This is a genomic window from Selenomonas sputigena ATCC 35185, assembly GCF_000208405.1.
Taxonomy (GTDB): Bacteria; Bacillota; Negativicutes; order Selenomonadales; family Selenomonadaceae; genus Selenomonas; species Selenomonas sputigena.
Map to the genome: position 1 here is coordinate 984,122 of NC_015437.1, position 19,092 is coordinate 1,003,213.

Below are 19,092 nucleotides of genomic sequence, written 5' to 3' on the forward strand. Positions count from 1 at the left end.
CGCTTTGCCGAATGGTGGAATCATGAAAGCACTTTTTGAACAAATGATGCAGGATGGCTCGGCTCGAAAGATTGTCGAGGCCTTTTCGCGCCGCGCGGGCAAGACGCTCGTCTACGGTCTCAGCGGCTCGCAGAAGCACGCGCTCTTCGCTGCCGCCTGCAACACCGCAGAGAAGCCCGTGGTCATCGTCACGCACAGCCGCGAGGCGATCGAGGCGTGGCGCGCTGATCTGACGGCTCTTCTGCCGACGCGCGAACTCATGGAACTGCCCGAGGTCGACATGATGGCGGTGGAAGCGACGGCGAAGGGCATGGAACGCACGGCTCTGCGCATGGGCGTACTCGGCAGGCTGCTCAAGAAGAATCCTGTCATCGTGCTCGCTCACGCCGCCGCCGCCGTACAGAAGGGAGTATCGCGCCGAGATTTCGAGCGCATGAGCCTGCGCCTTGAAGTCGGTGCGACGCTCTCGCGCGAGACGCTTCTTTCGCGTCTCGTCGAGCTTGGCTACGAGGCAGCGGGCGAGGTCGATGGACTCGGGCAGTTCAGCGCGCGCGGCGGTATCGTCGATATCTATCCGCTCAATGCGTCCTTGCCGCTTCGTCTGGAATTCTTCGACGATGAGATCGACTCTTTGCGAGAGTTTGATCCAGCGACGCGGCGCTCCGTGCGCAATGTGCCGTCGGCGGTGGTGCTGCCCGTCGCTACCCCCGAGGAATCCGGCGAGGCTGCGACATTCCTCTCCTACTTGGAGGGTGAGGGTGCCGTCATTTTCGACGAACCTTTGCGCACGCGTGAAAGTGCACAAAAACTCGTCAAGGAGACGCCCGAGCTGAGGTCGAAACTTTTCTCATGGGAAGAACTTGTGGCGGGCGCTGAAGGCAATGCGACCTTCTTCGCAGCCCTCATGCTGCAGAAGATCCACGGCGCGGAGCCGGACAGTCTCGTGAGCCTGGCTGTGCAGGCAGTCGCGCCCTTCCAACGGCAGATGGATCTTTTGAAGAATGAGGCGCGAAACTGGCTTTCCAACAAGCAGCACGTCGTCCTTCTCGTCGGTGAGGCGGAGAAGGCTGCTTCCCTGCGCGAGCTTTTCGCGAAGTCTCGCATACCATCTGCCGTTGCAGCGGGAGACGAGCCTTTGAGCGACGCTTATCTGAACATCGTGGTGGGCACGCTCTCGAACGGCTTCGAATTGCCCGGGGCGCGGCTCATCGTCGTGTCCGAAAAGGACATCTTCGGCAGGCAGAAGAAGAAACTCGCGCAGAAAGCCTCGAAGGAAGAGCGCATTGCACACTTCCGCGAGATCAACGTCGGCGATTACGTCGTCCACGTGAATCATGGCGTCGGCAAGTATCTGGGTGTCGAAACGCTCGATGTGGGCGGCATCAAGAAAGACTATCTGCACATCAAGTACGGCGGCGACGACAAGCTCTTTGTGCCGACCGATCAGGTGGGACTCCTGCAGAAATACATCGGCTCGGAGGGCGAGACGCCGCGTTTGCACCGCATGGGCGGCACGGAGTGGGTCAAGGCGAAGGCGCGCGCGCGCGCATCCGTCGAGGACATCGCCGACGAACTCATCGCGCTCTACGCGAAGCGCCGCGCGGCGAAGGGCTTCGCATTTTCCCCCGATACGCCGTGGCAGCGGGAGTTCGAGGACGCCTTCCCTTATGAGGAGACGCCCGACCAGCGCCGCGCCATTGAGGAGATCAAGGCGGATATGGAAAAGCCCGAGCCGATGGATCGCCTGCTCTGCGGCGATGTCGGCTTCGGCAAGACGGAGGTGGCGATCCGCGCCGCCTACAAGGCGGTCATGGATCATAAGCAGGTCGCCGTGCTCGTGCCGACGACCGTGCTTGCACAGCAGCACTTCCAGACGTTTTCCGCACGCTTCGCCGATTTCGGCGTGAGCGTCGACGTCATCTGCCGCTTTCGCTCGGCGAAGGAGCAGAAGGCGACGATCGAGCGTCTGGAGGCGAACAAGGTCGACGTGCTCATCGGCACGCACGCTATCCTGAATCAGAAGCGCGTGCATTTTTCCGACCTCGGGCTTCTGATCGTCGACGAGGAGCAGCGCTTCGGCGTCAAGCAGAAGGAGAAGATCAAGAAACTCGCGGCGGGCGTAGACGTGCTGACGCTTTCGGCGACGCCGATTCCGCGGACGCTTCACATGTCGCTCGTCGGAGCGCGCGACATGAGCATCATCGAGACGCCGCCCGCCGAGCGCTTCCCCGTGCAGAGCTACGTCATCGAGGACAACGGCGCTGTCTTGAAGAATGCCATTCGCCGCGAACTTCGACGTGGCGGGCAGGTTTACTTCGTCTACAACCGCGTCGAGAGCATCGACATCATGCGCCGACGGCTCGAAGAGCTCGTGCCTGAGGCGCGGATTCAGACGGGGCACGGGCAGATGGCGGAAGAGCTTTTGGAGCGCGTCATGGTCGATTTCTACGAGGGGCGCTACGACATCCTGCTTGCGACGAGCATTGTGGAAAACGGTCTCGACGTGGCGAACGCGAACACGATCATCGTATACAACGCCGATCGTTTCGGTTTGTCGCAGCTCTATCAGATGCGCGGCCGCGTCGGCCGGTCGAATCACATGGCGTTTGCCTATTTCGTCTATCAGGCCGACAAGGTCTTGTCCGAGATGGCGGAAAAGCGTCTGCAAGCGATGAAGGAGTTTGCCGAGCTGGGCGCAGGTTTCAAGATCGCCATGCGCGACCTTGAGATTCGCGGCGCGGGGAACCTCCTTGGTGCAGAGCAGCACGGTCACATCGCGAGCGTCGGCTTCGAGATGTACTCGAAGCTTCTTGACGAGGCGATCGAGGAGAGGCGCACGGGAAAGCCGCCTGAAGAGAAGCTTGAACCTGTTGTCGACATCGAGGCGGAAGCCTACCTCGACGGCGAATACATCAACGATCCCATGCACAAGATCGAGATTTACCAGCGCATTGCAGCGATTCGTAAGAATGCGGAGATTCAGGAACTGCTCGACGAATTGATCGATCGCTTCGGCGAGCCGACGCCCGTCGTGCTGCGTCTGCTGGAAGTCGCACGCATACGCAATTACGCGCGAGAACTTGGCATACGTTCCGTCGTGGAAAAGCCGATGTTCTTGGAAATCTCTTTTGTCGAGAAACCGATGCTCGATCCCGACGGGCTGTTGAAGCTCCTCGGCCTCTTCGGCAGGAACGCCAAGATGCTGCCGCCGCCGCAGCAGATGCTTCGCATACGTCTGGCCGCGCAGTACAAGAAGAACATCGCGAACTTCATCACGCGCCTTCTGATGCTGCTGAAGGGCGAGCAGGACGCTTTCTCGGCGAGGGGAGCGGCAGCGAAAAAAGTTCAGGCAAATGGGAAAGGAGGCGGGCGCAGATGAAAGATGCGGGAAGTATCACGGTCGTGGGACTCGGCCCCGGCCGCTTCGGACTCATCACGCTCGAAAGCATGGAGGCGATGACGAGCGGGCGAAGCCTTCTGCTGCGCACGGCGGTTCATCCGTCCGTGGCGGAACTTAAGCGGCGCGGCGTTCCTTTCACGAGCTACGATTCCTGGTATGAGAAGGCGCAAAGTTTTGAGGAGCTTTACCATGCGATTGCGGAAGATCTCGCCGCGAGGGCGCGCGCAGGCGAGGAGATCGTCTACGCCGTGCCCGGCAGCCCCTTTGTGGCGGAGCGCACGGTCATTTTTCTGCGTGATTTGTGTGCGAAGGAAGGCTTGGAGCTTTCTATTCTGCCGGGCATGAGCTTCATAGAGACGCTCTACGGCAGTCTCGGCATCGATCCCGTCGAAGGTCTTACGATCCTCGACGCATCGGATGCGGCGGGCATGACCTTTCGTTTTTCGACGGGGGTGCTCTTCACGCAGGTCTACAGCCGCGAGATCGCTTCCGAGTTGAAACTCGCCTTGATGGAGCGAATGAAGGACGAGAGGGAAGTCATCTATCTGCACAACATTGCGCTGCCCGATGAATCCGTGCGCCCGATGCCGCTCTATGAAATCGACAGGCAGACGGACATAGATCATCTGACGAGCCTTTTCATCCCTTGCGATAGCTTCCAGGATGATTAAAAAAGCCTGCGAAAGGCGGTTTTTCAAGTTTTTTTGCACTTTTTTCGCGGTGAGAAAGAGGATTCTAGGCAACTACAGCGAATAAAGGTAGCGTAACAAATTCAAAAGGAGGCTACAAACGTGAACAAAACGGAATTAGTGGCTAACGTAGCGGAAAAAGCAGGTCTGTCGAAGAAGGTTGCCGAGCAGGCTCTGGGCGCGATCATCGAGAGCATCGAAGAGGCTCTTGTCGAGGGCGACAAGGTTCAGCTCATCGGCTTCGGCACGTTCGAGGTCAAGGATCGCGCTGCCCGTACCGGCCGCAATCCGCAGACGGGCAAGGAAATCAAGATTGCCGCTTCGAGGAATCCTGTTTTCAAGGCGGGCAAGGCTTTGAAGGACGCTGTCAACAACAAGTGAGCACGGTGGCTCTCCGAGGGCTGGGTTTTTACCCAGCCTTTTTTCGTAGCGTTTTACAGTTTTCGAGAGGTGGTTCGCATGAATCGCGTTGTTCTTCTTACGGGCGGCACGTCGGGCATCGGTCTTGCAGCGGCGCGTCTTTTCCTGCAGGCGGGCAGCACGGTCGCACTGGCGGGGCGATCGGCCGCGCGTGGCGAGGCGGCGCTCGCCTCGTTGGGTGAATTGGCGCTCGATGGGCGCGCCGCATTCTTCGCTGCCGACCTGCGCCGCGCCGATGAGGCGAGGCGGCTCGTGGGCGCGGTGTGCGAACGCTTTTCGCGCCTCGATGTTCTCGTGAACTCGGCGGGGATTTATTTGGAACGCGCGCTGGAGGATTTGACAGAAGAGGAATTCGAGGACGTCATGGACACGAACGTCAAGGGCGCTTTTTTTACGACGCAGGCGGCGCTTGCGCCCTTGAAGGCGAGTCGCGGCAGCATCGTTAATCTTTCGTCGGATGCGGGAATTCACGGCAATTTTCTGTGCACGGCCTACTGCGCATCGAAGGGCGCCGTGACGCTCTTCACGAAATCCCTCGCCTTGGAGCTTGCGCCTTTCGGCGTGCGCGTGAACTGCGTGTGCCCCGGAGACGTCGCAACGCCGATGACGGAGGCGCAGCTGCAGGATGCTCCTGACCGTGAAGAGGCTCTGCGGCAGATGTCGGGCGTCTATCCGCTCGGTCGTATCGCGCGGGCGGAAGAAGTCGCCGATATTATTTTTTTTCTGGCCTCCGATGCCGCTTCCTTCGTGACGGGCGCGGCGTGGAGCGTAGACGGCGGCCTTACGGCTTGAGGAGGCAGGCAGCAGCGAACGTCTGTTTCGTTGTATCTGCTCCTTGCTTGTGCTAAAATAGAGGGCATGACAAAGGAGAATTGTTTGATTATTTCATTTTCAAGAGTGAGGGAAGGTCGGTCATGGCGGCTCGCAGCTATCTGATCGTAGCGGCGTCGATCGGCTCGGGGCACATGAAGGCAGCGGAAGCCTTGGCAGCGGCTCTTTTGCGGGCGGAGCCGGAGGCGCATGTGGCGGTCGTCGACTTCACGAAGCGCGATACGGCGTGGGTCACTTGGTTCATGAAGGCGGTCTACCTGAAGATGCTGCACTTCATGCCGAACCTTTACCAGCTGCTCTATCGCTTCACGGGGCACAGGCAGGGCGCTTCGCCCGTGCAGAAGCTCATCGCTTCCTTGACGAAGCGCAACATGCGCAGTCTTGTGCGCCGTCATGCAGCGGACACGGTGATCTGCACGCATCCGTTTCCCGAGGGTGCGGCGTCGTGCCTCAAGGAGAGCGGCGAGGAAGATTTCTTTTTCGCCACGGTTCTTACGGACTACAGCGTGCACCGCATGTGGTTCTATCCGGGTGTCGACGCCTTCTTCGTCGCGACGGAGAGGATGCGGCGCAGCCTCGTCAAGGAAGGCTGTGCGGCGACGGCGGTTCATGCGACGGGCATTCCGATCCTGCCGCTTTCCCCGGCAGGTTTTGACCGTGCGGCGATTTGTGAAAGGCTCGGACTCAGCGAGTCGCTTCCGACGATCCTCGTCATGGGCGGCGGTCTCGGACTCGGCGATGTGGCTCATTCTCTGGAGAAGATTGAGGATGTCGCGGAAAAGCTGCAGATCCTCGTCGTCGCAGGGAAGAACGAGCGTCTTCTCGCTTGGGTCAAGGAACATGCCGTGCGCTCGCACCATGCGGTTCGCGCCTGGGGATATACCGATGCTGTACCCGAACTCATGGCGGCCGCCGCGCTTCTCATATCGAAGCCCGGCGCACTGACCATCAGCGAGGCGTGGGCGATGGGCGTGCCGCTGATTCTGCACGAGCCGATTCCGGGGCCGGAGCTTGAGAATGCGATGATTGCAAGCGAGCGCGGCACGGCGGTCTGGCTCGGCAAGGGCGAAAATCTGGCGGCTCTCGTCATGGGGCTGCTGGGAGACGCCCCGCGTCTCGCCTCCATGCGAGAGGCGGCGCGTCTCGCGAGCCGCCCCGCAGCGGCGCAGGAGATCGCCCGCTTTCTGCAGGCGGCAGGCGCAAGCGTCGGTTGACGAATATGTTTTTTACGATTTCGGGCGAGGGTGGTTTTTGTGGCAGTATCGAAATTGGAAAAGGACGCGAACGGCGCGTTTCGCTGTCCGCAGTGCGGCAGGCCACTTCGCACGGTTGAGGGCGGCACGGTCATGATCCGGGGTGGCAAGGCGGATTTGGAAGGCGTGAAACCGCGCTATGAATGCGACAACTGCAGGGTGTTTTACCGCGAGCTTCTGAATTCGGGCTATTACGATGTGTTCGACATGCCGAAGATCAAGGCGGTCGGCGATCTCGCGCCGACGATCCTGCGCGCTGACGCCGAGGGGCACGCGCCGTGTCCTCGCTGCGGCGGGCAGCTCGACCTTGTCGAATGGCAGCCAGTTCATCTCGTGGACGGCAAGGCGGATATGGAGAACGTCTCTTCGCACTTTCGCTGTGCGAGCTGCGATTCCATATTTCGGCGCATAGCGACGACGGAATATTTTCAGTGGGCGGAGAAGTAGTTGCCCCAATCGCAGGAGGAAGATGCTCCGTGCAGCTGTACGGGCAGGAGAAGCGCATCGATGCGCACGGAAGGTCGTGATGGAGATGGCAACGGAAAGCAAGCGCAGGGGACACCGGCTCGACTGGTTCGTCGTCGTCATCCTTTGCGTGCTCGGGTACTTCTCCTACACGATGATCGATCAGCAGATTCACCTGAACGAGCTTGACCGCGACTGTGCGGCGGCGCAGCAACGTCTGGAAACAGCGCAGCGGGAGAACGCAGAGCTTAAGGATCTCAAGGCAAAGCTCGACGATCCCGTCTACATCGAGAAGACGGCACGCGAAGAACTCGGCATGACACACGAGGGCGAGCTGCCGTATATCGCGAAAAAGTGAGAAGAGGCTGCCGCATGAGTCGCTGAGACGCATGCAGCGGTCTCTTTTTGTTACGAGTTCTTTGTTTTAGCGTGAAACCCCAAGAAGTCAAGCCCGAAGGGCGCAGACTGATTGGCTAGGTTTCTGTAAGGGCGGCGCACAATGTCCACAAAGTGGACGTTTGTGCGTGTATCTTATACTTAGGCACATACGCTTGATTTTCTCCGGCAGCCGCAACAGCTACAACATGTTCACGTCATCGGCAACTTTTGAAGCTACGGCGATTGAATCGGAGAGCGTGCAGCTCTTTTCCATGACGACATGCGCGGCGACGTTTTTGCGTGCCGACATTGACGCGGCTCCTTTGCGCAGCCCGTCCGTGCTCTGGGTAAGCGCGGGAATCGCGCGGGACAGCTCTACGAGATCAGCTACCCGAAGTCGGGTGCGTTGCATCAGGTGTTCCCGTATACAAGGCGGCGCGGACTGTACGGTGTACGGCATGAACGGGTTCAGCATTCAGCAGTAACAGGGCAAAAGAAAAGCAGCATATCGCTTGGGATATGCTGCGCGGCGCTCAGACGGCGGCTTTCTTCTCATAGAGCGCGGTGAGCGCGTCCTGCAGGACTTTGGATACGTTGAGCTGCTCGGCTTCGGCAAAGGTGTTGAGCCATGCGGGGATCGTGAGATTCTTACGAACGGACTTGCTGCCGTATTTCGCAGCGTATGCGTCCATGTCGAGCGAGAGCAGACTGACGAAGCCCTCGCCGATCTCGGGGTCGGGGCGGATGTCTGCGATGCTGCTTGCCGGCGGCACTTCGTTGCCGTCCTCAAGCTCGCCGAGAATCCAACCCGAGGCGGCATCCTCGCCCATAGCGATGGCATCGGAAAGGGAGTTGCCGCCGGAGATGCATCCGGGAAGATCGGGCACTGTAACAGCAAAAGAAGATGAATCGGGATCGGGGTAAAATATAGCAGGATAAACGAGGTTCATAAGATGTTCCTCCTTTCGGAGACGGGTGTCATAATTGGATTCCAGCCTCTTTCAAGACACTTTTCACAATGAAGGGGTTGATGTCTCCGGGGTGATTCGGAGTTGTCAAGGTTTTGGCGACGCCTTCCTTTCGGTAGTGCTGGTGTGAACCTTTCGAGCGAACAGGCTGCCACCCGTTCTTCTTCAGCAATTTGTCAAGTTCCTTGAATCTCATCGTGTTCACTCCTTCCTCTATATTATATGCACTATGCGCATATAGTTCAAGGGGGCTTTTACTATTGCGAGAATATTTTATCCGTCGAAGAAGAAAGGGGCGATGGCGATGCCGACATGCGCGACACAAAAATCTATGGGCGGTTTTGTGGTATGAGTAAGAGCCTCGGCAGAGCGCCGCAACCGATGGCGAATGTGCGCACGGGGGTGCTCACGACAGTCCATGCGGACGGCAGCGAAACGACGAGAATTGCGAGAACGTGGCAGTCGCTCGCTGTGGCGGTCGATGTGCTGGAAAGCCACGCCTTCGTCTATTTCTTCTTATGCGTCGGCGTTCCTCGTCGCTTCACGCGAGCTGAGCGCACGCAAGGCGTGGAGCATCGACCTTCTTTGGGGAGAGGTAGAAAAGTATCTGACAGAAACCTTCCATATTTTTTTCACGCGCTTGCAGGACTAGCTTGCGGCGTGTCAAGTGTCCGAAAGCGACGCGCCCATTCCGAATGAGCCGCACGGCAAACCGGAAGTGTAGGAAAATCGTGCGGTGGAAGAATTGCGCCAATGGCTGCTCGCCGAGGTCGTCTTCTTGCCGACGGCACCTATCCGTGCAGCATCCATGAGGATGCGGATGCTCTTGTCGCCGTGCCGAAAAACGTGCGCCGGATTTCCCTGAGGCATGGGATATGATGCATGACGAGCCGATGGAGGGCGCTTCACGTTTTGCCTTCGGACTGCCGGCGCAGTATCTTGGCGCAGAAGTGTTTCGCTTCGCGCCGCAGTGGGAAGAAGATATTTCGGCAAGCTACACGAAGAACTCCAATCGCTTGGACTATAAGAGCGGCGTCTTTCGCTACGATGGAAATACTATGCGAAGTCGTCAAGGCGGCGACTGGCCGTCATTTTTTATACGGATGGCAGCGCAGCTATGAGACGACAGGGGCGGCGACGGCGCGGATCGTCTGGAAGGAGGTCGATGCGCGATGATTGTTGTGGGTGGTCAAGATGGTTCTGACCAAGACGCTGCCGATGGACAAGGCGTAAATATACGATGGATACAGTCCCGAGGCTTCGGCTTCGGGTCTGTTTTTCTGTCTCCCGTTTTACGTTCTCGTCTCCCGTTTGTCTCCCGTTTATGGGTTTTTACGCTAAAATATGGTATAGTATGGATAACGATAAATTGCGATTTCTTTGTTTTATACTTAGGCACATACTGTAAGAATCCAGTAGAATCAAGGCTTGAAAGGAATATACATCATGACGGAAAATGACAGAAAAAACGATCTGCCCATCATCCAATGGTATCCGGGCCATATGAAGAAGGCGCGGGAATTGGTGGAGGAGAATCTGAAACTTGTCGATGTTGTCGTCGAGCTTCTTGACGCTCGGATTCCAGCGGCGAGCTCGAATCCCATGTTGCGGGAAATCATCGGCGATAAGCCGCGCGTTGTGGCGCTCAACAAGAGGGATCTGGCGGATGAGAATATGACGAGACGCTGGCTGGAGCATTTTCGTGCGAAGAAGATTCCGGCGGTGGCGCTCGATTCTGTATCGGGGAAGGGCATGAAGGAGCTTTTGACGCTTATAGAGAGGGAGGCAAAGTATCGTACGGAAAGACTGGTGTCGAAGGGGGTTGCCGCACGCAAGGCACGCGTGATGATTCTTGGTATACCGAACGTCGGAAAGTCATCTCTGATCAATCGTCTGGCAGGCGCAGCGAAAGCAAAGACGGCGGATAAACCCGGTGTTACGCGTGCGAAGCAGTGGATTCGCATCGGAGCGGATGTCGATCTCCTCGACACGCCGGGAATCCTTTGGCCGAAGTTCGAAGACCCTAGGGTGGGGCTTAAGCTGGCGTTTACCGGCGCGGTCAACGACGAGATCTACGACTTGGAGAGTGTGGCACATCTGCTCCTTGCGACTCTGCGGCGCGATCATCAGGAACGATTGCAGGAGCGGTTTAAATTCAAGGAAGCGCTGCCTGAGACGACGGAGGGACTTATGGATGCAATCGGGCGCAAGCGCGGGTGCCTTTTGAAAGGTGGGCGCATTGATTTCGAGAAGGTGCAGCACATCCTTTTGGCGGAATTTCGCATGGGAAAGTTTGGCAAGATTAGCTTGGATGTACCGCCGACGGAGGCAGCGGAGGAAGTGGATGACGGTTAATGGATAAGGAAGAAATGACGATAAGAGAATTGGAGTGCCTTTATCGTGCAGGGAAGTGGACGGAAGAACTGCAGGCGCGATGTCTGTCGGATTCCCGTGCGGGGGTGCAGAGATTGGTGCATCGTTGGGAGCGGGAGGAGCAGGAACGCGCTCGTGTCGAAGCGCTGTACCATTATGAATTTCTGGCGCGTGAGAAGGGCTGTACGCTCGTGGCGGGCGTCGATGAAGCTGGTCGTGGTCCTTTGGCGGGACCTGTGGTGGTCGCTGCAGTCATCTTGCCCTTGGGATTTTTTCTGCCGCACTTGAATGATTCGAAGAAATTGTCGGCAGCCATGCGCGAGAAACTTTTCTCTGCTATCACGGAAGGTGCCGTTGCAGTGGAAATCGTGAGTATTTCAGAGAAAATCATCGATGAAAAAAATATCTATCAAGCGACGAAGCAGGGGATGTGCGAAGTCGTTGCGAGCCTGCGGCCGCAGCCGCAGCACGTCTTGCTTGATGCCGTGCCGCTGAAGCTCCCCATGACGTCTTTTTCAATCGTACATGGGGATGCGAAGTCAGCGTCAATCGCAGCGGCTTCTATTATGGCAAAAGTTACGAGGGATCGCTTGATGCTGAAGTATGACGAAGAATACCCGCAGTATGGATTCAAGAAGCATAAAGGCTATGGGACAGCAGAGCATCTGGAAGCTTTGCAAAAGTATGGTCCTTGTCCCATCCATAGAAGATCGTTCGAACCGATTCGTTCGATGGCGTCAGCGTATTGATTTAGAAGAATTGCACGGAGGATTCGTTTCATGGCAATGGAAGCAAATGCCGCTAATGCTGCGGGGTCTTTGCAGCGCGTACAGCGGCCTCAGACGACAGGATCGGCGGATGCCGTAACGCGGCGGGGAGACGGCGCATCGTCTTCTCCTTTTACAAAGGAAACGAATGTCTCCATACGAAATTCCATTGCAGATTTGTCTTCTGTGCTCGGGAAGATTTCCCAGGGTCAGGAAGACTCGGTGGAAGTTTTGCCGGATCACTTGCAGAAGGTGATTCGCAATGTCATGGAAAGCTCTTTTTCGTTGAGTGCGACACTGGAAGAGGGTCTTGGCAGCACGACGGAGAGCCAGCGGTTTTCGTTGGAGCAGTTGGGTACGCTCTCGCGTATGCTCACGCAGCTTGGTACACTCGCGGAAAAAGGCGTCGAGGTCAGTGGTTTCAGTGAGAGCATGCAGACGTTGCTGCGGAATTTGAAGTCGCTTTTGACGGCGCAGGAGGGCGGAAGCTCCTTGGAACCGGCGCTGCTGAATAAATTATCCTTCCAGCTGCTCGACACCAAGGCGTTGGAGGATCTGCCCGCGGCCTTGCAGCAGGCGTTGACGCTCCTGGTGCAGGTGCAGCCACAGGAGGGCGCCGGCGAGGCGAGTTCCTTTGACTTTTTGAAGTCACTTGTGCAATATTTTATGCCGCGTCCCGGAGAGGAGGGCGCATTGCCGACCATGCCAGGGCAGATGATGGCCGAAGACGGCGCGGACGCTGAGGCCGATGCGAATTTGCCGATGCGTGATGCAGGTGAAGGCGGAGCGAAGGCGGTGCAGCAGGAAGCGGCGGGGCAGATGCCGAGACCTGCGGGTGACAATCCGCGTACCGCACAACAAGAAGCAACGCAGGGGAATTTCCCGCAAAGTATGCCGGAAAGCGATGCGGCGCAGGGAAAATCTGCTTTACAGCAGTCCGTGCACAGTGATGCCGCAGCACAGCAGAGCGGCAAGGGGGCGGAAGCGGGATTGCTGCCGAATGCTGAGGATGGCGCTTCGGAAGCAACACAGCAGCAGAAAGGATCTAGTCAGGGCGCTGCTGCCGAAGGCAAGGGTCAGGCGGGCGTGCCGCAGGAGCAAAACGGAGTGCAGCAGAAAGGTTCGGCTCAGGGCGGTGGTGCTGAGGGCAAGGGACAGCCAAGCGAGCAGATGATGCGCAATGTGCCGCAAGATGGCAGCTCATCTGAATTTGCAGGATCGCGTCAAGATGGGCAAAGTGCGAATTCGCAGATGACGAGAAGGGACGGAAGTCCACAGAATACAGCGCAGGAAAAGACCCTGCAGCAGGGGCAGAGTCTGAACAATGCGTCTGCAAGTATGCAGCAGGGCGAGGCGAAGTCTGCTACGCGACAGATGCCCGTGATGCAGAATACACCGCAGCTCATGCAGAGTCTGAAAGATACGGCGGCATTCATGCTGAAGAATATGCCGCTTACGGAGAAGGATGCCGCCTTGTTGCGCGATTTTGTCAACAACGGACAAAAGCTCTTGCCGGACAAGGAGGCGAAACAGCTGCAGCTTCTTCTGCGCCTCAGTCAGAATAATGTTCCCGCGGCCGTCAATCAGGCTGCTGCACAGAAAAATCTCGGTGATCTGCCGCGCCTCTGGGCTTTCATGCAGCTTTGTGACATGACGGCAGTGAAGGATATGAAGGAGCAGCAGCTCAAGCGCGCGGGTAAGGATGTTGCGGAGTTTGCCGCCTCGATGAAGCGATCCATGGAGGGAGGAAGCCTTTTCCAGACGGATGGCAAGGGCAATACGCACCGCTCGCTGAACTTCATGATGCCCTTATACATGGGCGAAGGAGAAAAACAGAGTTTCCCTGCTTATGCCAATGTCTACAATGAGGAGAAGTATTCGCCTGAGGACGGACGCATGCACAAAGAAACGTGGCTTAGACTATGTGTGCTTACAGACCACATCGGTGCAGTGGAGCTTACCTGTCAAGTGTACGACGCGAAGAGTCTCAACATGCGCGTACTTTTTTCGGAGCCGTCTGCCGTAGAGGATTTCAAGGCGTATATTCCCGAATTCAGAGAATCGTTTCGTACGATGACATTGGAACTTTCCGATCTCAAGGTCAGTGTAGCGGGTAGTAAAGAATGATAAATATGAACAGTGAAAATAAGGATTTGCCGTTGGATGAGCACGAGAATGTCGCTGATCAGAGAGCTGTGGCCTTGCGTTATGCGCCGGAAAAGCAGCATGCTCCGAAAGTCGTGGCGAAAGGGCGCGGCTTTGTTGCGGAAAACATCCTCGCAGCGGCACAGAAAAATGCAATTCCCGTCTATCAGAATAAATCGCTCGTCAATATGTTGATGGCGCTGGAACTCGATCGCGAGATCCCGCCGGAGCTTTACCGCGCAGTGGCGGAGGTGCTCGCTTATGTCTATCGCATAGACAAGCGCCATCAAAAGCCGGAGCTGCCGAGATGACGACGAAGAGTTTTGGCGATCGAGGCGAAGATCTGGCGGCGCAGTATCTGGAGAAACGCGGCTGCCGCATATTGGAGCGGCAGTTTCGCGCTAAGACAGGCGAGATCGACATCATCGCCGAGGATAGAGGCGCGCTGCTTTTTATCGAGGTCAAGACACGCCGTCCGACGCGTTTCGGTGCACCTGCGCAGGCGGTAGGATATACGAAGCAAAGGCGTATTTTTCGCACGGCACTTTTGTATATGCAGAAACGCGCCATAGGAGAGCGATTTTGCCGTTTTGATGTCCTTGAGGTTCTCGTTATGGGTGGATCCTATACGGTGAATCATTATGAAAACGCATTTGAGTTTGACGGTCTTTAGGGGAGTCGAGGCATCGGTCTTTACTGGCCCGAAGGACGTGCGACAGTACGGTGAAATATATGCAAAGCGCAGGCTCCCGCTTGCTGTAGGTGGCTGAGAATGTAGATGAATACACTTGCTATATTTTTGCGGAATGTATATAATGGCGGAAGGGAAATTGCCCTTGGAGGCGAATAGAAACCGTTCGAAACCGGTGCAGTCGTACCCGTTCGGACGGTTCTTTTTTTGTAGAAGCAATAGGAGGTACGGTATGAAGGGAACATTTTTCGGCATTGGCGTGGGACCGGGTGACCCGGAGCTTTTGACGGTCAAGGCAATTCGTGCGATGGAGAAGGCGGATGTGCTCATCGCGCCCAAGACGGAGAAGAAGGACGGCAGCGTTGCGCTTTCCATCGCGCGTCCTTACTTGAAGAAGGATATCGAGATCGTCTATCAGGTCTTTCCGATGGTTGCGAATTTCGCTGAGTCCACGAAAGCATGGGAGGAGAACAAGGCAGAGATTCTCGCAATCTTGGAGGCGGGAAAGAATGTGGCGTTCCTGACCTTGGGGGATCCGATGTTTTACAGCACTTACATCTATGTCTATCGTCTGCTTGAGCATGAGGCGGTGACGATCGAGACGATTCCGGGGATTCCGGCGTTCTGCGCCATCGGCAGCAAGCTCGGCTATCCGATCGTCGAGGGCAACGATATTCTTTCCATCATCCCGGCGACGGCTTCGCCCGAGAAGATTGCCAAGATCCTGCCTGTGACGGACAATGCCGTCCTGATGAAGGTATACAAGAACTTCCCCGAGATCGCTGATATGCTCAGCGAAAGCGGCTTGGCGAAGGATGCCGTGATGGTGAGCCGCTGCGGCCTGCCCGATGAGGAACGCATCGATGACATCGAGGCGCAGAAGGATAAGAAGGTCAATTACCTGTCGACGATTCTGACGCGGCGCAATGCTTGAAGGAGGTCTTGAACATGTGCGGAAATTTTTATAGGGCATGCGCTCTTTCCCTTTTGGTCGTGATGCTTGCACTTCTTGCCGGCTGCGGCGCGAAGGAAGCGGCGAAGACGGAGCAGGGCGCAAATTTTGCCGTAATCAAGGACGATATGGGGCGCGAGGTCGCAATTGGAAAGAAGCCCGAGCGCATCGTCGTGCTGTCGGCATCGTTCCTTGAGCCGCTTCATGCCGTGGGCGGCGATGTCGTTGGCCGGCCGGATTCCAAGACGAAGATGCCCGATTATGCCAAGGACAAGGCAAGCGTTGGCGAGGTCTATCAGATCGATGTGGAGAAGGTGCTCGCTTGTCAGCCCGATCTCGTCATCGTCAATAAGGGCATGAACGAAAAACTTCTGTCGACGCTTGAGGCAAATGGGATTCCGTCCATCGTCATCGACATGAAAAGCTACGAGGACGTGAAGCGCGAGGTCAAGATTTTTGCGCAGGTCACAGGAGAAAAGGAGAAGGGCGAGACGCTTGTCAAGGAGATGGACGAGAAGATTCAGGGCGTCCTTGCACGCGTGCCAAAGGAGAAGAAGCGTGTCGCCATCCTGCACAGCACGTCACAGGGCTTGAGCGTGCAGCTTGACGGCAGCATTGCAGGCTCCATCGTCAAGATGCTCGGCTGGGAGAACGTGGCGAGCGGTATGACGCCGCTGGAGAAGAATCCTGATGCTGCGCCATACAGCATGGAGACTCTCGTCGAGCAGAATCCAGACATTATTTTTGTCACGAGCATGGGCAAGATGGACGAGATCAAGAAGAATATGGAAAAGACGATCGCTGAAAGTCCCGCGTGGCAGAGCATTCCTGCAATCCAGCAGGGAAAACTCTATTACTTGCCGCAGGACCTCTTCCTTCTGAGTCCCGGACTGCACTATCCTGAAGCCTTCGAGATGATGGCGAAGCTCATCTATCCTGAGGTGTTCCCATGAGCGGTGCGGAGGCTGCAGAAACAAGATTCAGCGCTTTCAGGCGGCGAATATCCATCGTGGCGGTATTCGCCGCTTTGGCGTGCATCGGCTTCGTCTTGAGCATCATGAAGGGATCGGTCGAAATTCCCGCAGCGGAAATAGGACAGGCGCTCACAGAGGGCGCCGAGGGCATACACGCGCAGATCCTCATGAATATCCGTCTGCCGCGCACGATCGTGGCGGCGCTCGTCGGCGTCCATTTATCGCTTTCAGGCGCTATTTTGCAGGCTATCATGAAGAATCCCCTCGCCGACCCGCACATCATCGGCATCTCGTCGGGGGCGGGACTTGCGGGCATCTTCGTCATGCTCGTCTTCCCCGGGCACGAGGCTCTTGTGACGCCTGCCGCCTTCCTCGGCGCGATGGCGGCCGCTGTCGCCATCTATCTGCTCGCATGGAAGAATGGCATCCGCCCGATCCGCATCATCCTGGCGGGCGTCGCCGTCTCGGCTTTTCTCGGCGCGGGCATCTCCGCCCTGATGATCTTTTACAGCGACCGCGTGCACGGCGCCTTGATGTGGATGGTCGGCGGTCTGTCGGCGCGCAGCTGGCCGCAGGTCGACATGATCTTCCCGTATACGATTGTCGGTCTCGTGCTCGCCCTCGCCTTCTCGCGCAAGCTCAATATCTTGCTCCTGGGTGATGAGATCGCGCGGAGTCTCGGCCTTCGCGTCGAGGTCACGCGCCTTTTGCTCACGGCGATCGCGGCTCTTCTGGCAGCGAGCGCCGTCGCCGTCGTCGGACTCTTGGGCTTTGTCGGACTCATCGTGCCTCATGCGGCTCGGCTCCTGGTCGGCTCGGACTATCGCTTCCTTCTGCCCGCGTCCGCGCTCTTGGGCGCGGCTGTCGTGACTTTGAGCGATACGTTCGCACGCACGGCGTTTGCGCCTGTCGAACTGCCCGTCGGCATCCTCATGGCTGTTCTTGGTGCGCCGTTCTTCTTGTTTCTGTTGAGGAGGGAACTTTGATGTCTGTGACGGTTCGCCATCTTTCGGTGTCGCTCGCAGGAAAAACGATCCTGCACGATCTGAACGTCGAATTTCCCGTCGGCAAGCGCACGGCGATCATCGGCCCGAACGGCGCGGGAAAATCGACGCTTCTGCGCGTGCTTGCCGCCTTGAATCCCAAGTACGAGGGTGAGGTGCTGTTGGACGGCACAGACATCCATGCCATCCCTCGAAAATCGTTGGCGAAGCGCCTCGCCATCCTGCCGCAGGGACTTGCTGCTCCGCCTGATCTCACGGTGGAGGCGCTCGTCGACTATGGCCGCTATCCGTACCGCAGCTGGCGCACGATCGGCCGCTCGAAGGAAGATCGCGAGGCTGTCGCACAGGCGCTGGCCGAGACACGGATGGAAGCGATGCGCACCCGTCAGGTCATGTCGCTTTCGGGCGGCGAGCGTCAGCGCGCCTGGATCGCCATGGCGTTGGCTCGCCAGCCCGAATACCTGCTGCTCGATGAGCCGACGACATACCTCGACATTGCGCATCAGCTTGAAGTCATGGAAATCATCAAGCGGCTCAATCGAGAGCATGCGATGACCGTCATCATGGTGCTGCATGACATCAACCATGCTTTGCAGTATGCGGACGAGATCGCCGTCATCAAGGATCGGCAGATTTTCAGCACGGGAACGCCGCACGATGTGCTGAACGTCGCGATGCTTGCTGAGGTCTTCGGCGTGCGCGCCGACATTTTTACCAATAGTCAAGGAGCGCAGGTGCTGTCGCCTGTTTCGCTCGTGCGGTAAATGTCGTGTCAGGATTTTAATGACGATATGTCGTTTCCTATGGAATTTTCTCTATAAGATTCCTCACAGTTATGGTATAATACCTAGTGAGAACTGGAGGAGGGAATAGCTTGGAAATTCGACAATTGGAATATTTTTGCACGCTCGCCCATCTCGAAAACTTCACGCGCACGGCGGAGGCTCTCCACGTTTCCCAGCCGTCTGTCACGAAGGCGATCAAATCGTTGGAGTCCGAGATTGGCCTGATGCTCGTCGATCGTCGGCAGAAGCGTGTGTCTTTGACGATGGAGGGAAGGGCGTTTCTGCTTCATGCGGAGGAGATCATGCAGGCGGTCGAACGTGCGGAGCAGGATATGCTGCGCTTCCGCCCCGATGCGAAGAGGACGGTTCACTTCGGTCTGCCGCCGATGCTTGAGGCGTATCTTTTTCCGGACTTTTTTACGAAGTTTACGGCGGCGCATCCCGACATCAATCTCGATGTTTGCGAATACGTCGATTCCGTCGAGGTCAGGGCGAAGGTGGAGGAAGGGCTGCTCGACTTCGGCGTCGTTCTTGCGCCTACAGTTAAGACGCACCGCAATGAGATGGCTGTGCTCAAGGATAAGATGGAGCTGTGTCTGCCGCTCGATCACCCGCTGACGGCGCGCGAGCATGTGGCTGTCGCTGATCTCCGTCGTGAGAAGTTCATCATGCAGCAGCCGAATACGTATCAATACGATACGGTTTATCGCAGCTGCGTGGAAAACGGTTTTACGCCCGAGATTTTGCTTTGTACGTCGCAGCTCAAGACGATCAAGCAGCTCGTCGCGAACAGCCTCGGCATATCGATTTTGCCGGATTTTGTGACGCGCAGCGAGACGATCTTTGCACGTCGTCCCCTTGTACCGGAGATGGAAATCCAGGTCAATCTTTTCTGGAGTCCGCAGAAGCGCCTGAGCGAGACGGGACGCAAGGTCGTTTCCTTCATGGAGGAGTACACGACGACGGATGAGTTCAGGGAACGTTTTCGCCAGTGAGG

The 19,092-nt window shown here is 57.2% G+C and carries 22 protein-coding genes; 20 read left to right on the forward strand and 2 right to left on the reverse strand.

Translation table 11 applies throughout. The features are described 5' to 3' along the window. Nucleotides 1-22 precede the first annotated feature (22 nt). The 7 genes from mfd (at nucleotide 23) to SELSP_RS04450 (ending at nucleotide 7,416) form a co-directional block, all read left to right on the forward strand. Nucleotides 23-3,379: a transcription-repair coupling factor gene (gene mfd, locus SELSP_RS04420; RefSeq protein WP_006193002.1), complete on the forward strand. Its 3,357-nt coding sequence runs from the start codon at nucleotides 23-25 to the stop codon at nucleotides 3,377-3,379. Continuing rightward, the gene (locus tag SELSP_RS04425) at nucleotides 3,376-4,071 is read left to right on the forward strand and encodes an SAM-dependent methyltransferase (protein WP_006193003.1); all 696 of its coding nucleotides are present in this window, start codon (nucleotides 3,376-3,378) and stop codon (nucleotides 4,069-4,071) included. Before mfd ends, SELSP_RS04425 begins: the two co-directional genes overlap by 4 nt. 120 nt (nucleotides 4,072-4,191) lie before the next feature. Further along, nucleotides 4,192-4,470 carry an HU family DNA-binding protein gene (locus tag SELSP_RS04430; RefSeq protein WP_006193004.1) on the forward strand — a complete coding sequence of 93 codons (279 nt, stop codon included), beginning with the start codon at nucleotides 4,192-4,194 and terminating at the stop codon, nucleotides 4,468-4,470. A 78-nt stretch (nucleotides 4,471-4,548) separates the two neighbouring features. Further along, nucleotides 4,549-5,301, forward strand: coding sequence for an SDR family NAD(P)-dependent oxidoreductase (locus SELSP_RS04435; protein WP_006193005.1), 753 nt, complete (start codon nucleotides 4,549-4,551; stop codon nucleotides 5,299-5,301). Nucleotides 5,302-5,423: 122 nt separating this feature from the next. Further along, nucleotides 5,424-6,554 carry an MGDG synthase family glycosyltransferase gene (locus SELSP_RS04440; RefSeq protein WP_013740716.1) on the forward strand — a complete coding sequence of 377 codons (1,131 nt, stop codon included), beginning with the start codon at nucleotides 5,424-5,426 and terminating at the stop codon, nucleotides 6,552-6,554. 39 nt (nucleotides 6,555-6,593) lie between these two features. Further along, nucleotides 6,594-7,040, forward strand: coding sequence for a hypothetical protein (locus SELSP_RS04445; protein ID WP_013740717.1), 447 nt, complete (start codon nucleotides 6,594-6,596; stop codon nucleotides 7,038-7,040). An 85-nt stretch (nucleotides 7,041-7,125) separates the two neighbouring features. Further along, nucleotides 7,126-7,416, forward strand: coding sequence for an FtsB family cell division protein (locus SELSP_RS04450; RefSeq protein ID WP_232362361.1), 291 nt, complete (start codon nucleotides 7,126-7,128; stop codon nucleotides 7,414-7,416). Between the two features lie 553 nt (nucleotides 7,417-7,969). Here the strand turns inward: SELSP_RS04450 and SELSP_RS04455 are convergent. Next, nucleotides 7,970-8,386 (reverse strand): type II toxin-antitoxin system HicB family antitoxin, encoded by a 417-nt coding sequence (locus tag SELSP_RS04455; protein ID WP_006193010.1) that lies wholly within the window; start codon nucleotides 8,384-8,386, stop codon nucleotides 7,970-7,972. 28 nt (nucleotides 8,387-8,414) lie between these two features. Further along, on the reverse strand, nucleotides 8,415-8,600 hold the full coding sequence (locus SELSP_RS04460) for a type II toxin-antitoxin system HicA family toxin (protein WP_006193011.1): 186 nt from the start codon (nucleotides 8,598-8,600) through the stop codon (nucleotides 8,415-8,417). A 222-nt stretch (nucleotides 8,601-8,822) separates the two neighbouring features. On the opposite strand from SELSP_RS04460, the gene SELSP_RS12170 reads away from it, so the two are divergent. From SELSP_RS12170 to SELSP_RS04520, 13 genes are all read left to right on the forward strand, one after another. Further along, nucleotides 8,823-9,056 carry a hypothetical protein gene (locus SELSP_RS12170; protein WP_155815092.1) on the forward strand — a complete coding sequence of 78 codons (234 nt, stop codon included), beginning with the start codon at nucleotides 8,823-8,825 and terminating at the stop codon, nucleotides 9,054-9,056. Between the two features lie 101 nt (nucleotides 9,057-9,157). Then, nucleotides 9,158-9,283, forward strand: a complete 126-nt coding sequence (locus SELSP_RS12545; RefSeq protein ID WP_006193014.1) for a hypothetical protein — start codon at nucleotides 9,158-9,160, stop codon at nucleotides 9,281-9,283. Beyond that, on the forward strand, nucleotides 9,280-9,525 hold the full coding sequence (locus tag SELSP_RS04470; RefSeq protein WP_013740718.1) for a hypothetical protein: 246 nt from the start codon (nucleotides 9,280-9,282) through the stop codon (nucleotides 9,523-9,525). Before SELSP_RS12545 ends, SELSP_RS04470 begins: the two co-directional genes overlap by 4 nt. 325 nt (nucleotides 9,526-9,850) lie before the next feature. Next, entirely contained in the window at nucleotides 9,851-10,759 is a 909-nt protein-coding gene (gene ylqF, locus SELSP_RS04475; RefSeq protein WP_006193016.1) for a ribosome biogenesis GTPase YlqF, read from the forward strand. Next, nucleotides 10,759-11,526, forward strand: a complete 768-nt coding sequence (locus SELSP_RS04480) for a ribonuclease HII (protein ID WP_006193017.1) — start codon at nucleotides 10,759-10,761, stop codon at nucleotides 11,524-11,526. The genes ylqF and SELSP_RS04480 overlap by 1 nt, the downstream gene beginning before the upstream one ends. A gap of 30 nt (nucleotides 11,527-11,556) precedes the next feature. After that, on the forward strand, nucleotides 11,557-13,671 hold the full coding sequence (locus SELSP_RS04485; protein ID WP_013740719.1) for a mediator complex subunit 15 domain-containing protein: 2,115 nt from the start codon (nucleotides 11,557-11,559) through the stop codon (nucleotides 13,669-13,671). Nucleotides 13,672-13,676: 5 nt separating this feature from the next. Further along, the gene (locus tag SELSP_RS04490) at nucleotides 13,677-14,000 is read left to right on the forward strand and encodes an EscU/YscU/HrcU family type III secretion system export apparatus switch protein (protein ID WP_407635833.1); all 324 of its coding nucleotides are present in this window, start codon (nucleotides 13,677-13,679) and stop codon (nucleotides 13,998-14,000) included. Then, nucleotides 13,997-14,362, forward strand: a complete 366-nt coding sequence (locus SELSP_RS04495; RefSeq protein WP_006193021.1) for a YraN family protein — start codon at nucleotides 13,997-13,999, stop codon at nucleotides 14,360-14,362. Before SELSP_RS04490 ends, SELSP_RS04495 begins: the two co-directional genes overlap by 4 nt. Nucleotides 14,363-14,612: 250 nt before the next feature. Beyond that, entirely contained in the window at nucleotides 14,613-15,314 is a 702-nt protein-coding gene (gene cobI, locus SELSP_RS04500; RefSeq protein WP_006193022.1) for a precorrin-2 C(20)-methyltransferase, read from the forward strand. 14 nt (nucleotides 15,315-15,328) lie between these two features. Beyond that, nucleotides 15,329-16,285 carry an ABC transporter substrate-binding protein gene (locus SELSP_RS04505; protein WP_013740720.1) on the forward strand — a complete coding sequence of 319 codons (957 nt, stop codon included), beginning with the start codon at nucleotides 15,329-15,331 and terminating at the stop codon, nucleotides 16,283-16,285. Further along, entirely contained in the window at nucleotides 16,282-17,292 is a 1,011-nt protein-coding gene (locus SELSP_RS04510) for a FecCD family ABC transporter permease (protein ID WP_006193024.1), read from the forward strand. The genes SELSP_RS04505 and SELSP_RS04510 overlap by 4 nt, the downstream gene beginning before the upstream one ends. After that, nucleotides 17,292-18,074: an ABC transporter ATP-binding protein gene (locus tag SELSP_RS04515; RefSeq protein ID WP_006193025.1), complete on the forward strand. Its 783-nt coding sequence runs from the start codon at nucleotides 17,292-17,294 to the stop codon at nucleotides 18,072-18,074. Before SELSP_RS04510 ends, SELSP_RS04515 begins: the two co-directional genes overlap by 1 nt. Before the next feature lie 110 nt (nucleotides 18,075-18,184). After that, nucleotides 18,185-19,090 (forward strand): LysR family transcriptional regulator, encoded by a 906-nt coding sequence (locus SELSP_RS04520; RefSeq protein WP_013740721.1) that lies wholly within the window; start codon nucleotides 18,185-18,187, stop codon nucleotides 19,088-19,090. Nucleotides 19,091-19,092: the final 2 nt, after the last annotated feature.